This is a genomic window from Kitasatospora sp. NPDC049258 (genome assembly GCF_040678895.1).
Classification (GTDB): Bacteria; Actinomycetota; Actinomycetes; order Streptomycetales; family Streptomycetaceae; genus Kitasatospora.
In genome coordinates this window covers 13,005-27,526 of sequence record NZ_JBFAQT010000025.1, presented here as the reverse complement: position 1 = coordinate 27,526, position 14,522 = coordinate 13,005, and the positions used below count along the sequence as shown (strand labels likewise).

Sequence of the window (14,522 nt, the reverse complement as noted above, 5' to 3'; positions counted from 1 at the left end):
GGGCCCGGGCGGGGCGCCCTACTGTCGCCTCACCCTCGTGGCGTCCGCACCCCGCGGGCCGCCCGGGCGCCCACCCACCCCAGAGAGGCGAGCATTCGATGTCACGCAGCAGCACGGGAGTTGGGCCGGGGCGGCCGGGCCGCCCGCGCCGGAGGGCCGCGGGAGCGCTGGCCGCACTGACCGCGGTGGCCCTCGGGCTCGGCGTCGCGCTCGGCGGCGCGGCCGTCGCCGATGCACGGGTCGGGGACGCCCGGGCCGGGGACGCCCGGGCCGGTTCTGGCCCGGCGCCGGTCGTCACCCGGGCCGCGCTCGACCCGGCGCTGGTGGCCGGCCGCGGCGCGGACGTCCCGTTCGCCGAGCAGGAGGCGGAGAACGCCGCCACCGACGGCACGGTGGTCGGCCCGGACCGCAGCGCGTACACCCTGGCCGCGGAGGCCTCCGGCCGCCGGGCGGTGCGGCTGGCCCCGGGCCAGTACGTCGAGTTCACCCTGCCGGGTGCGGCCGACGCCGTCACGGTGCGGTACAGCATCCCGGACGCGCCGGGCGGCGGCGGCATCACCGCCCCGCTGGACCTCACCGTCAACGGCCGGGCCCGCACCACGATGACGCTCAGCTCGCGCTACGCGTGGCTGTACAACCAGTACCCGTTCTCGAACGACCCCGGCGCGGATCTGCTGCACCCGGACTGGTGGATCACCGAGTGCTCGTGCGTGCCCGCCGCCACCACCCCGGCGCCGGCCGTCGCCAAGCCGTTCCGGCCCAACCACGCCTACGACGAGCAGCGCCTGCTGCTGGGCCGCACCTACCGGGCGGGCGACCGCGTCCGGCTCACCGTCCCGCCCGGCAGCAACGCCGCCTGGACGGTGATCGACCTGCTCGACTCGCAGCTGGTCGGGGCCCCGAAGGTCGACCTGGTGGCGGCGAACGTGCTGGCCTTCGGGGCGGACCCGACCGGCCGGCGTGACTCGGCCGACGCGATCGACCGGGCCATCGCGTTCGCCCGGCGCAGCCACCTCAAGGTCTACCTGCCGCTCGGCACCTACCAGGTGAACCGGCACATCCTGGTCGACGACGTGACGATCGAGGGCGCCGGCAGCTGGTACACGATCGTCACGGGCCACCAGGTCGACCTGCCCGCGCCGGCCCCCGACGGCTCGGTGCACACCGGCGTCGGCTTCTACGGCAAGGACGCGGCGGCCGGCGGCAGTTCGGGCGTCCACCTGTCCGGCTTCGCGATCGAGGGCGACGTCCGGGAGCGGATCGACACCGACCAGGTGAACGGCGTCGGCGGGGCGATGAGCGACTCGAGCATCGAAGGCCTCTACATCCACCACACCAAGGTGGGCCTGTGGTTCGACGGCCCGATGTCGAACCTGACGGTGCGCGGCAACGTGATCGCCGACCAGATCGCCGACGGTCTCAACTTCCACACCGGCGTGCGCAGTTCCGTGGTCCGCGACAACTTCGTCCGCAACACCGGCGACGACGGGCTCGCCCTGTGGTCCGAGCGGGCCGAGGACGCGGGCAACACCGTCGACCACAACACCGTGCAGACCCCGGTGCTCGCCAACGGCATCGCGGTGTACGGCGGCAGCGACAACACGATCTCCCGCAACCTGATCGCCGACCCCGTCCGGGAGGGCAGCGCCATCCAGGTCGGCTCCCGCTTCGGCGCCGAGCTGTTCACCGGGCAGCTGCGGATCACAGACAACACCACCGTCCGCGCCGGCACTTATGAGCTGAACTGGAACATCGGCCTCGGCGCCCTCTGGTTCTACGCGTTGGACCGGGACATCGCCGCCGACATCCAGGTCACCGGGGACACCTTCCTCGACAACGGCTACAACGCGATCATGCTGGTCGCCGACTGGCCGGTGAAGGACCGCTACTCGATCACCGGCCTGCGCTTCAAGGACATCCGGGTCGACGGCGCCGGCACCTCCGTGCTCAGCGCCCGCGCGGCCGGCTCGGCCTCCTTCGAGAACGTGGACGCCCGCCACGTCGGCGCGGTCGGCGTCAACAACTGCGGCACCTTCCACTTCACCCCCGCCGGCTCCGAGTTCACCCTCACCGACCTCGGCGGCAACGAGGGCGGCGGCACCACCGGCCCCTGGCTCGCCGCCTGGGAACTCCCCAACACCCTCACCTGCGACGACCGCCCACCGGTGGTCACACCCCCGGCACCCTCACCCTGGTAGCACGCCCCCTCCCCGTGGGCCGCAGCGCGGCCCACGGGGCACCTTGTCCCGGGTGGGCCTTCTCGGGCATGCCAGCGCCTCTCGCTCGATCGAAAGACGCCCACGGCCATCGGCAAGGGTTCGAACAACGAAAAACCCCAGGTCATTGACCTGGGGCTCTACTGCTGGAGCGGGCGACGAGAATCGAACTCGCGCTATAAGCTTGGGAATCTTTGGCACTTCCAGCCCGAAAGGCCCCCTGACCTGCGGCGATTCACGACCTGATGGCCACCCGGGACGACGGGTTTGACCACTTCCGACCGTGGTTCACTGTCCGTTCTGGCACGGATCTGGCACGCTCCGGCTGACCACGCCGTCACCGCCCTGGGAGCAGCCTCAGCGGAAGCGCTGCCGCGGCGCAGCGCTCCCTTGCTCAGCGATCTCGTTCACCCCACCTGGAGTCCATGTTCAGGCTTGACTAAAAGTCGTCGTCCTCGACGTGTACACGGCCGCCAGCCTGCTTCGTCTTGTCCTCAAGCCCGCCTTGGTGGCCCTCAGCCGTCGTCAGCGTGACGTTGAGGCTGAGCAGTTGATGATCGGCAGGGTTAGCGGTATCTATGACCTTCGCAAGCTCCCGAAACAGCTGCCAGACGGCTTCGCGGGCCTCTGGGGACGTGACGCTCTTGTTCGACATTTCTAGCCGGTAGCGCTTGTACACCACCGCCTCCTCGATACCGGCCACTACTGGGGTATCGGCGACCGTTCCCAAGTCCGCGTGGTAGTCATTCTCGCGTCCCTCGAACAACTCGGTAGCCTTGATAGCTCGCTGACCCGGTAGCACAGGTTGGCCCTCTTGCAAGGGCCGCTCGGAGAGGGTCGCGCCCGATGTGCCGCGATCACTCCCTGCCTCTGGCACAACGGGCCGGCGGCGCAGTGACTGCTGAATCGAGTTGATCGACACTTGCGCAGGCGACGTGATAGCCAATGGTTCACCGTCAGCGTCAATGAACTCCCAGCCGCTCTGCACTAGATCGAATACGACCCGCCGAATCTCGTCGGTTGACGGGACTAGAGGGAAGGACGGGTTCTTGTAGAACGACTGCACGACCTCGCGTGGAGTGAGCGTTCGATCGAAGGCATCGAGGAGCGTTTCGAGGTAGACGCCGGACAAACCCTGCTTTTGTGTAGCTCGTCCGGCCTCCACAAGGGCGGTCCAAACGTGATCTCCGCGCAGAGAACTCCGACTGTCGTCGTCGAAACGCTTGAACTCGATGTGCAGATCACCGGCACGCACGAGGTAGGCGTAGTGCTGATAGGCCCTTTCGATGTCACGGCGGAACTTCTCCTCGACCTCCTTGCGCTTGGCCTGCGCCTCACGCAACTCCTCCTCGGAATCAGCGTTGAGTTGGCGCACGACATAGCGCCAGGCGATGACTTCGGCGGCCCGCTTTTGGGCGATCGCACGACGTTGAGTGTTGACGCAGGCAACTACGCAGCTGGCAGAGTTGTCGAACCGAAGCGGGTCCGGGCCTAGCCCGAGCACGGAAGTGATCTCGGCGCGGCTCTGCGTATCCTTGCCATTCAGTAGCGTCCATCGGCGCGGGTCGAGCACTACGAGTCGGTTCTCCCCAGGACTGTCGACACCTTCGAAGACACGCGTGCGGTCGATCGGCCCGGCTGCTGCCGGGGCACCAACGAACTGTATGGCGTCAAACGTACCCTTCTGCCCAAGCCGCTGCGCCTGCTCCCAGATGAGGTCATCCTTGTCCTCGGGCTTGACCAAAGCGACTGCGGCGGTGAAGTACATGCGCAGCGTCTGCTTGATCGATAGGTAGTAGCGGGCCGGGGCGTTAGATGGCGCGGTGACCTCGAGCGCCCCGAGGCCGTGATCACCCGTTAGCGCGTTGAAGACCTCCTCTGCATCGGTGTACTGCGTCCCCGGTGTCGGCTCAGGCTCATAAATCGCCGCGAGCAGCTCTGCCTTGGTCGCTCCCTTACCTCCTCGAGGGCGGTTAACGATGGAGTAGCAGAACAAGGCACTGGCCATGCGGACAGCCGCTGCCGCCTGACAACCTGTGACCCCATCCGTGCGAAGACGGGCATCGACGGTAACCGCGCGGCCACTAGCCCCATCAGTGCTGGTGACGTCGGTGGTTGCCACTGAGCGGTAACCCTGGATGGCACGATCGTTGTTCATCAGCAGCCCGGAGGACAAGACCTGCTCCAGGGCGACCGTGAGGGGAATGTCGCCCACCCCGATCAGCCCAGGAGCCCATCGTCCGGCTTGGTGCTCAGTGACCCAGTGCAGCGCCGTCCGCGCGAAGATCGCGACGGTAGAGCGAACACGCTGGAAGTTCTGCACGTGCGACCACTCCTCGCGGACCAGACGCATCAGATCCGGGTGGAACGGGTAGTTCGCCGCCATTCGCTCGGAGAACCCGGCGAGCTCACGATTGGGTCCGAGCTTGTCGAAGACCTTCTCACGCCAGGCCACGTCGCTACCAGTGATGTACTGCTGAGCCAGGAGCTCAGTCGGCAGCATGACGTCGGTATTTGCGAACAGGCGGCGCTGGATGATAGAGGCAAAGTCCTGCGACTCGGTAACCGCCGCGGTGGTGCCGTTTCGGACCAGCCGCTCGGAGACGTAAGCGCGGAAGTCCTGAGCCTGGAACGGGTAGCCGCGCTCGTCGAACTCGCTGCGGATCATGACGAGGACGAACGCCACTCGGGGTACATCATCGCAGGCATCCATGAGCGCGTTGAGGAATGCTTTCTCGCCCGGCATCCGTTCGACGTTGCTCGCGTCGGAAAGCTGTAGTACGTAGTCCATGAGCTCGTCGAGCAGGATCAGAACCGGCCGGTCGGCTTCCATGAGGGCCTGCTGCAGGGTCCCCTTGTCTGGTCCGCCAGCGATATAGCGTTGGTAGCGGTCCATGTCCCCGTCAACGAGAGACCAGATGAATCGCTCGAATAGGCTCGTCGCCGGCCCGAAGATTTCGTTGGTCTTTCCTGGGCTGAAATAGTCTGCGGTCAGAACAACGGCCTTGGCGCTGCTAAGGTCAACGTCCACGCCTCCCTGCTCCGCCTCCTGCAGGATTTTCCCGCCGAGCTCGGTTGCAAAAAACTGCGCGGGGCTGTTTGCCATGTGGAACAGGCCTACGAGCGCATGGCTCTTGCCACCACCCATCCCCTGGTCGAGGTGGAATAGCGCCGTAGCATTGCTGTGGGTGCCCAACCGTCGCGCGACACGACCGAAGAACCCAACCAGGTTTGGTGTTGGCTGGGTGATGTCTACGTAGTAGTCAACCTTGCGATAGGGCACGTCTACAGTCTGATAGACGGCCTTGTGCAGGCTCATCTGCAGCTCCCCGATGGAACCGTCGGATGCCTTCACCTCGGGGCGCAGCGCCAGAACGTCGGCCCAGTGCGGAACTGCGCTGGAACTCATCACGAGGACTCCTCGGCATTGTCAAAGGCGAGAGCAAGCTGGGGATCTTCAGCTGCGGCATGCGCGTCCGTGGCGACTCTCTGGACGAGGTTGCCGATCGTGCCGGAGTTGCGGTGGATCGCGGTAAGGGCCTTCGCCACCAGGTCGCTGGGTGGCAGCTGGGCGATGATTTCTCCCACCACTGCCCACAGGTGCACATCAGTTGGCTGCCGATCAGCGGCGGTCATGGCCCCGGCTACAGCTTCGGTCGCGCCCTTGTCCCAGGCCGCAGCCATGGCGCGCACTACCTCGAATGTCGAGGACCGCTCACTGATCTGGTCAGGCGCATCCAGACGAAGCTTGAAGCCACTCTTGCTCTCGGTGAGCAGTGGGCCACGCATATCTTCGATCCGGAGATTGTCAGCCTGGGCGAGAAAGCGTGCTTCGCCCTTGGGCACGGCGCCGCGAGCGTATAGCCGCTGCCAGAAGACTGCGAACCGGGTAGGCGCGTCGAATGTCTCCAGGGGCAGCTCGTCGAGCTTGAGGGCTGTCGCGTCACGTACGGCGGACCGGGACAGGGTGAGGTAGCGGTCAAGCTCAGCCCGACTGCCATCTGGCTTGAGGATCCTGTTGTACCGGCCGTAGACCTCCATCGCCGGGCCGTACGCAGCCATTAGCTGGTCAGTGAGCGCGAGGCCGTCGGCATCCCACTCGCGAACAGCCGACTTGACTGCCTCAGCGACTTCTCTGTCAACCTGCGCGGCAGTTACCACTGGACGTACAGCCGCAGCGACCCGACAGCCAATAGTAACCGTCACTTTAATACTGGCAACGCCAGTATTGCTGGACTCGGTACGCGACGGCCAAGAGCTTGTGACGACGAAGCCAGCTGCGTGCAATGCCGAGAGGAGTCGCCGCCATGCTTCAGGATCGGAGTGCCCAAAAACAACCACCAGGTGGCCGTCAGCTCGAAGAACTCGCCGCGCCTCTCCGAACGCTCGGGCCAGCGAGTCCTCGTAGAACTGTTTCGTGCGATGTTCGCTTTTAATCGTGCTCGGCTTATGGATGATCTCCTCAGCCTTATTCTGCAATTCCCCCTCAGCAAAGAGGTCCGGGTCTATGTCGAACATTGCACGCCGGAGCCAAACGTAGAAATAGTCCGATACATCGCTATAAGCGATCATTTCATAGTAAGGCGGATCCGTGACGATCGCGTCAACACTGCCGTCTCGGTAGGGAAGTGCAAGTGCGGATCCTCGTCGAACCTTGACCGGACGAGCCTGCTGAGGAAGGCCAGCCAAATGCTTAGCGAGAGGAGCAAGACCACTGCGAGAGACGGACCCCCATGTGCCTGGGCCGGCGCCAGGGCCCGTTTCAAAGCTGTCGAACGTGAATGTTATTCCACTCTCGTTTGCGAATATGTCGTGCGCATCTAGCCGGTTTTGCTTGGACCCATCGGGCTTTCCATGCTTGTTCACGCGACACCCTCGACCGGAGCGCCGCAGTTTGCGAACAAGATTACCCGAAGCATACGACGTCAAGGCGAGCGCGTAGTTGTCACTTACACCGGCCGCTAGCATGTCCTGGTGGCAGTTTCGTATGGCCCGCACCAGTTCTGCTGTATAAAGCGCTTGGCGGTCTACCATGAGACTGGCGAATGTCTGGAATCCATACCCAGAGGCGTCTATCTGGCTCGCATTTCCATCGGGAATTCCCTCATTTGGAATAGCACTCAAGACCCCAAAAGGCTCGAGCTTGAGCAGTGCCGAACTTGCCGCGCCGACAGCTTCCCTATCAGCATTTGATAGATTACGGAAGACTTTGCGTTCGACTGTGCGATTTGGGCTATTCTTTGTCGGAGCCGACACCTGCACCAGATCGGCTACAGCTAGAACCTCATCGCGGTACTGACCTGCAAAGCCCTTATTTTTGACCGCGTCAAGACTGTGGACATGGCGACATTCAGGGCAACGTGCACTCTTTCCACGGCGGCCCGAAGCCGAAGAGTAAGTAGGATCTGCAACGGGCGACCCCTCGTGCACATCTGCATACCAATAGCCGCTACTATCTCGAACCAAGCGGAATGCCTGACCGGGATCATTGGTAAACTTATATGGGTGGCGCAATGCCATTGACCCCACGAGAGGGAAACGCTCGCCGCAGTTGTCACAGGGAATGGAAACTGCCCACAAATAGCCCCACGGAAGCTCTCCGTCGGAATTTCTCGGATAGTATGGTTCGACCGCGGCAAGTGCCCGTCTGCCGACCTCGGCCAACACCATACGCACGTCACTGACAAGTCGCGGTTCAGACGTCGCATAGGCAAATAGTCCTGAATCCGACAATTCCTCATCTACAACGTTTCGGCCGTGATCCGCATGGAACGGCAGACCTGGCTCCCGGTCCCAGTCTGTGAGCGGATAGACGGTCAGTAGCTTGGTGGCAAGCATTGCTACGGGGCTCAAGTCGAGCGCTGCGGTCGTCACACCAAGGCGGGCTGCCTCAAGAGGGATGATGCCGCGACCTGAGAACATGTCCAGCAGGACTGGTCGACCGGCAGGGTACTGCTCTCCAATCCGCTTCGCGAGCGCTTCGAGAGCGCCGTGGTCTCCGTCAAGAACGGCTTGCTCAACTAGGCCATGCAAGTCAGGGTCGTCTGGCAGAAGGCTAGTTAGAGCGGCGGCGCGCGCCTGCGCGATTGGACGAGAGGCAAACCAGGTGAAGAGCGCCTTCTCACTCAGACCGGAGCCTGCCGGTGTCTCAACGGCTGCATCCACTGCCGCGCAAGGGAACCAGCGGTCGATCAACCGGGTCCGTACATCTCCAGGGGCGGCTGGTACTTCGGCCGCCATCGGCGCGTCGTCAATGAAGCTCACTGTCCGTCTCCCATAAGTCTCTTCAGGTCCGCAACCTTGATCTGGAACCGCTCAATGCGCCGGGGTCCACTCGCGAGCTGCGAAGCAGGATCCTGAGCCCGGACGACGACTGTCGGTGATGTCGCGCAGCGGGTGACCACGTACAGCCAGTAGTCCTCGCCGCGTTGTTGCGCCTGCGCCCATTCGTGCTGCTCTAGCCACACCGGCTTCAGGTTCCCGCTGAAGCCCTTGACCTCGACGAGCCGCTGTTCGCCCGTTGCACCGTGCCGGGCGAACAGGTCGTAGCCAACGCCGGCGGTCTGACGGTCATCCACGAGAAAGCCGAGCCGCTCAAGCTCCGCCAGCACAGTGGTAACTGCGAGCGCTTCGCTGTCGGGGTCGTGACCCATTTGGGTAGCACGGGCACCGCCGAGGACGTGAGCCCAGCCGACGAGCCGTGGTGCGCTCGGCGCGACCCTCCCTATGTCTTCGAGTTGAGAGAGGCGCTGGCGTTTGAGCACATCGAACTGCGTCATTCGGTCCCGGCGAACGTCGGGTGCCAGTTCCTCGAGCTCGGCTAGATAGCGGTATTCGACCTGGTCCAGCTGCTGACGGGCTTTCGCGGCCCAAGCTGTACGCTCATTTCTCTGCCGGTTGACCTCGCGGAGGAGTGCCGCTTGTGCTTCCGACAGCCCTTCAGCACGCATTGCCGGAGCTGGCCCCGGCACCGTTGACACCTCCCCCAGCACCGCAACCCGCAAGTTCATCAGTGACTCCCATGCGGCCTCGAACGCGCCCGCTCCGCTGAAGCGAACGAGTAGCGGGGTCTTGCGTCGACTTCGTCGCACGCCGTCATGAACCTCGACCTCGGCGTCGTAGAGCAGCAGGGTGTAGCCAGTGAGGCTTGCGGTGTCAACAAATACAGTGCCGCGAACGAGCTCGGCCTCCCCACTTCGCAGTGCCAGATCCACGAGTTCGCTGAACGGCTCCTCTGTGGGCCCGAGGATGACTGCGTCGTCGAGTCCTTGGGCGCCCTCGTTGATTGCCCTACGCACTGAGGCGCCGTCGGCGGCCACGAGCCGCTCTTGCTCTCCTCCCAGCGCAGGAGGCAGCAGACCTGTCGCGGTCACAGTGCGGATTCCACGCGCCGGTCCAGGACCGAGCGTCCAGCCCTGAGCGCGGGAGAGTTGATCCAGGAAGCCATCGACGATAACTGGGTTGATCGCTTCGAGCCGGTCAGCCCGGAATCGGTCCATAGCCGCAGCGGTGTTCGCTGGAGTTTGCAGCTTGTCCTCATCCGAGACCAACTCACGAGCGTGGCTGAGGAGTTCCTCGGCTCCTGGAATGGCAACGACTGCTCCCGATGATGGCGAGCGCTGAGCCTCAACGAGGGCCGTGGCGTAGTCAAATCCGGTACGTGCGACGGTCGCATCGAGCAGGTCGAAGATGCGTCCCCGCAGGGCCTCTCCCGCACGTTCGAGATTGCCGAGGATAACCTCCTGCACGCGCCCTTCTCGGGTCTGCGGGGCCACCAAGTGATAGATATGCACGGTCACGGTCTGTCCGATGCGGTGAAGGCGCCCCATCCGCTGTTCAAGGCGCACCAGCGACCATGGGATATCCCAGTTGATCATCACGTGGGCCGACTGAAGGTCGATACCCTCCCCACCAGCGTCGGTACTGACGAGGACCTGGAATTCCCCATTGAGGAAGCGCTGCTGGAGCTTGTCCCGATCGTGGTGCCCGACCGCACCCTCGAGAGTCTCCACCGTATATCCGTCGTCAGCGAAGAGCTTGGTGAGCCATCGGGCACTGTCAGCGTACTCAGTGAACACGAGCAACTGACCGCGACCGGGGGCAATGTCGTGCCGAACGAGCAGCTCCTTCGTGGCTATCCATTTCGAGGTCGGCCCGGAGCTGTTGGCCAGCCGGATCTGCGTGATGACAGCATCAATCGCGGCGAGCTCGGCCTTCCTGTCTTTGCTCCGCGCTGCTACAACGTCGTCCTCGAGGCGCTGCCAAGCTCCGTCGTCCTCCACCGAAAGCGTTAGCGACTGTCCATCACCGTTCTTGAATTCGTCAGGGACCGCAGCGTCCACGCGACTGGCTGCGGGGCCCCGTAGCGCGTCATGCCGGCGTTGGATGGTGGTGCTGGCCGCGACGAGAGAGGCCGCGGCCCGCTTACCGTAGATGGATCGGGCCAAGGTGGCATTCGCTCCGTAGAACGTGTCAACGTAGCCCATCACCGACGTGTATGCAGCCAGCTCCACCTCGCTCAGCTTCACTGGCACCGTCTCAGCAAACCGCCGTGGGAAAAGGTCGTTTCCTTCGAGATCTTTAAGGTCTTCCTTCATCCGCCGCAGGAACGACAGAGTGCTCGGCTTGAGTGCGGTGTCGTACTCGGTCTGACGTTCGTCCCACGGGTACAACGTGGGGTCGAGGAGATTCAGCAAGCCGCGAAAGAAATGCTCTTTCCCCCGGTGAGGTGTGGCGGTTAGAAGGAGGAGATGATGCGTACGATTGGCGACCTCCCGGGCAGCTCCGAGGTACTGCGAGGTTGGGGTCAGCCGGTGCGCCTCATCGAAGACTGTGAGGGACCACGACGCGCGGGCACCGGAGATCTTGCGTCGGACGTCTAAGTTGTATGTGTACGTGTCGACGGAAACGACCCACACGCTGACTCGCGGATCTAAGTCTTTCGGATCCCGAGCGACATCGGGGGTCAGGGTTTGCGCATCGATAGCGAAGTACCGCCGCAGGTCACGCTTCCATTTTTCGACGAGGTGCGCCGGCACGATGATGATCGACCTGCCGGGCATGAGGCCCCGGCGCACCCCTTCGGCCATGTACATGCCAGTCATGATCGTCTTGCCTGTTCCTGGCTCATCAGCGAGCAGAAACCGCAGCCGAGGTTGAGCAAGCATGTGCGTGAAGACGGCCTCGTCCTGGTGTGCGAAGGGACGCAGCGGCCGGGTAGCCAGGACGGCCGACCGAATGCGTGGCACGGCAAACTGCATCCACCGGCCCCACATCGCCGCAAGAGCCTTTGCCGGCTCGCCACGTGCGTCGTTGACCGGTACAACCGCCTTGGCCAACGCACTGTGGTCGAGTGCGGCATCACCGAGTGTGCCATCGCCGCGACGGATGACGAGGTCAACGCCATCCGTGGCTGGCATCGCGGCCACGACGGTGACCAGCTCTCCATCAACGATGATCTGGCTGCCCGCAGCAGGCAGTGCGCGCGGATCGATCGCAGTCACCAGTCCCCCTCATTCCCCCCGGATGTATTCTTTGTGCACAAGTGATGTGCTGTGAAGCAAGATTGATATCTTTTCAGCATCGATCGGCGCGAGCACGCCTCGGGGGCTTCTTCCGACTTCCACTCGCCAGGGGCCGTGTCGTCCACGCCGCCCACAGCGGGCCCGAAACTCCGGCGGCCACCATCTTGCCCACCCGGACTGGACCGCCGCCGAAGCTGCCACCCTCCAACGCCATCGTGAGTAGTTGCTCCATGCCGCCTGCCTTCTTGCGGCTCACGACTCTGACGGTTACTGGGCAGTACTGGCTGCGGAAACCGGCCACACCCGGTGCTCGCGATGTGTGCTGGGTGCAACTCCCGGCGCTTCCGTTCGAGAGAGCATGCGCGGAGCGAGCGCGCGGCAGCCTGGACGAAGTGACTCAGCGGCGTGCCGAGCGTCCTGGCTGCTGAGCGACTCCGAGCTGGTCGAGGGCGAGCAGCAGGCCTGCAACGGGACGACTTTGATCGATAAATCGATCGTCTCAGCGACGACCAAGGAACGCGAGCCCCAGAATCGCGTCCCCCGGATTCGGCTCGCGCGAGCTGGCCTGGAGTCTGCCCCACCGGTAGTCGGGGACGAGCAGGCTGCGGGCAGGGATGCATGTTGTTGCCCTGGCAACCGCAGGCTGCACGGCCGACCAGCTGTCACCCAGTCAACACAGGCTGCCCTGCTGGGGCACGGGGTGCACCATGGAAGACCTGTCGGGCATGCCACTCGCGATACCGCCCGGCGACGGGCGGAAGGCCCACCTGAGGACCGAGGACCGGCCGCCCGGCCAGCGCGAGCACGTGCTGCCTGCTCGTCTCGCTGCGGCCGACGAACCGCTGCGAGACAAGAATGCGATGCCCCTCGCCCAGTCCCAGGACGCCCTTGTCGAAGAGCTTGTGGTGCAACGAGCACAGGCACAGGCCGTTGTCGACCTCGTCCGGACCGTCGTATGACCACCAGCGCACGTGCGCGGCCTCCAGCCCGACGCTGCTCGTACCAAGCATCCCGTCGTAGCCGCAGAAGGCGCACTGGAACTCGTAGGCCGTCAGGACTACTTCACGCATCCGCCGATCCCGCTGCCGTCGGGCAGCGGTCTCTGCGCCACCCGGCAGGCCGGTTACGGGCCCGGTCTCGGCCAGCTCCAGGTCGAGACCGACCGCCTCGCACAGATCGGTGTGCAGTGACGGCGGGAAATGGATGTCCAGCAGCATTCTGGCCAGCCGCCCCAGAAGCGACGGTTCCTTGGTGAGCGCTGTCCGCAGCTCTGGCACGAGCCTGCCGGTGGCACCGCTGGAGCGGAGAATCCGGACCCTGCTCCCTGGACTCCCCGGCCCGCGGTCGGTTCGTACCTCCCACACGCCATCACTGACCAGATGGTGGAAGGGGTACGCGGGGGTCGTCGGGTTCGGTGGCCCGTACTCGACCAGCAGCCGCTTCAGCTCCTCCTCGACCGCGCTGTAGCGCAGTTCACCATCAGCATCCTGCTGGAAGCTGCCGAGCGCGTACAGCAGCAGCAACGGCTTGTGCGGAGCGCGGACCTCGTTGTTCGTCCACTGCCGCAGCTTCGCCACCCGATCGAGCCAGTCCATGGCCGCCAGCGTAGTTCGTGGCACCGACGTCAACTCCGTGGTGACGCTTGGCGCCTCAGCCGAGGTAGGGGTGGGTGCCGGCGAGGTAGTCGCCGATCTGCTGGCGCATGCTGGGGTGGATGTCGTACTGGTCGAGGCCCGCGGGCTGGATCCAGCGGACGCCGTCGGCCTCGTCGTTGATCGTGGGCTCGCCGCCGACAGGTCGGCCGATGTAGGCGTTCTCGTACTGCTGGCGGATCTCGCCGTCGGTGTAGGCGACGATGTGGTGCGGGTTGGTGTAGACCCCGAGGAAGCCGGTGACCTCGGCGATGACACCCGTCTCCTCCAGGTAACTCACGCACCGCGCACTGGGCGGCGGTCTCACCGATGTCCTGGGCTCCGCCGGGCAGCGCCCACTGGCCGGTGTCGCGGCGGCGCTGGAGCAGGATGGCGCCGCTGTCGTCGACGACGAGCAGGTTGGTGGCGGGGATGAGGGTGTTGGCCTTGGGGGCGTCGGGGTCGTTGAGGTACTCGGTCCTGCCCATGCCGGAGCTCCTTGATGGCTGAGGTGGACAAAGAGAGACTCGGCGGGCCAGCCGCGGCGGTCAGGGGTGAGGTGTCCCGTGCTCCAGGTAGACGGTCGCCGAGCGAGATCGGGCGTCAATGGCGGCGTGGACTCGCCGGGCCAGTCGAGGGATGAGGAGCGTGTCGATCTGGTCGGCGGTGTGGAAGGCGTACTCGCCGATCTCCACTCCGTCCAGGTTGATCTGAGCGCGTTCGTCCACCGGGAGGATGCCCCCGTCGAAGACGAATAGCAGCTTGTCGCCTTCGGTCGGGTGGGGTGCCCAGTCCGCGACGAGGAGGTGGCCGATGGGCGGGGTAATGCCGATCTCCTCCTTGATCTCGCGGGCCGCTCCTTCGCTCGGAGTCTCACCGGGGTGGAGGTAGCCGCCCGGGATCTCCCATCCCGGCTTGTACGTGGGCTTCACCAGGAGCACGCGGTCAGCTTCGTCGAAGAACAGCACGCCGGCGGCGGTGCGCGGCTGGGCTACGGCCTCAGGCGCATCGGAGTCGCTCATGGCGACGACTGTAGTGGTCCACGCTGGGTTACCACTTAGGTTCTGGCCGGAGCGTCGATCGCCCAGCAGGCCGTAGGTCAGCATTCGGCCGACACTGTTGCTGTGACTCTTCGATCAACTGATCCGGCG

The 14,522-nt window shown here is 64.7% G+C and carries 6 protein-coding genes and 1 pseudogene; 1 reads left to right on the top strand and 6 read right to left on the bottom strand.

Going from position 1 to position 14,522, the window contains the following annotated elements:
- Positions 1-98 precede the first annotated feature (98 nt).
- On the top strand, positions 99-2,198 hold the full coding sequence (locus AB0K43_RS21170; RefSeq protein WP_363641944.1) for a glycosyl hydrolase family 28-related protein: 2,100 nt from the start codon (positions 99-101) through the stop codon (positions 2,196-2,198).
- A gap of 457 nt (positions 2,199-2,655) precedes the next feature.
- Here AB0K43_RS21170 and AB0K43_RS21165 read toward each other — a convergent pair whose 3' ends face one another.
- The 6 genes and pseudogenes from AB0K43_RS21165 to AB0K43_RS21140 form a co-directional block, all read right to left on the bottom strand.
- Entirely contained in the window at positions 2,656-5,625 is a 2,970-nt protein-coding gene (locus tag AB0K43_RS21165) for a DUF499 domain-containing protein (RefSeq protein ID WP_363641942.1), read from the bottom strand.
- Positions 5,625-8,480, bottom strand: coding sequence for a DUF1156 domain-containing protein (locus AB0K43_RS21160; protein WP_363641940.1), 2,856 nt, complete (start codon positions 8,478-8,480; stop codon positions 5,625-5,627). The genes AB0K43_RS21165 and AB0K43_RS21160 overlap by 1 nt, the downstream gene beginning before the upstream one ends.
- Positions 8,477-11,719: a helicase-related protein gene (locus AB0K43_RS21155; protein WP_363641938.1), complete on the bottom strand. Its 3,243-nt coding sequence runs from the start codon at positions 11,717-11,719 to the stop codon at positions 8,477-8,479. Before AB0K43_RS21155 ends, AB0K43_RS21160 begins: the two co-directional genes overlap by 4 nt.
- Positions 11,720-12,402: 683 nt before the next feature.
- Positions 12,403-13,335 (bottom strand): phosphorothioated DNA-binding restriction endonuclease, encoded by a 933-nt coding sequence (locus tag AB0K43_RS21150; protein WP_363641936.1) that lies wholly within the window; start codon positions 13,333-13,335, stop codon positions 12,403-12,405.
- A gap of 55 nt (positions 13,336-13,390) precedes the next feature.
- A pseudogene (locus tag AB0K43_RS21145) lies at positions 13,391-13,859 on the bottom strand (NUDIX domain-containing protein).
- 60 nt (positions 13,860-13,919) lie between these two features.
- Positions 13,920-14,393 (bottom strand): NUDIX hydrolase, encoded by a 474-nt coding sequence (locus tag AB0K43_RS21140; protein WP_363641934.1) that lies wholly within the window; start codon positions 14,391-14,393, stop codon positions 13,920-13,922.
- Positions 14,394-14,522: the final 129 nt, after the last annotated feature.

Coding starts and splice junctions, on each gene's coding strand:
- AB0K43_RS21170 (WP_363641944.1), top strand. CDS start 99: ATGTCACGCAGCAGCACGGGAGTTGGGCCGGGGCGGCCGGGCCGCCCG.
- AB0K43_RS21165 (WP_363641942.1), bottom strand. CDS start 5,625: ATGAGTTCCAGCGCAGTTCCGCACTGGGCCGACGTTCTGGCGCTGCGC.
- AB0K43_RS21150 (WP_363641936.1), bottom strand. CDS start 13,335: ATGGACTGGCTCGATCGGGTGGCGAAGCTGCGGCAGTGGACGAACAAC.
- AB0K43_RS21140 (WP_363641934.1), bottom strand. CDS start 14,393: ATGAGCGACTCCGATGCGCCTGAGGCCGTAGCCCAGCCGCGCACCGCC.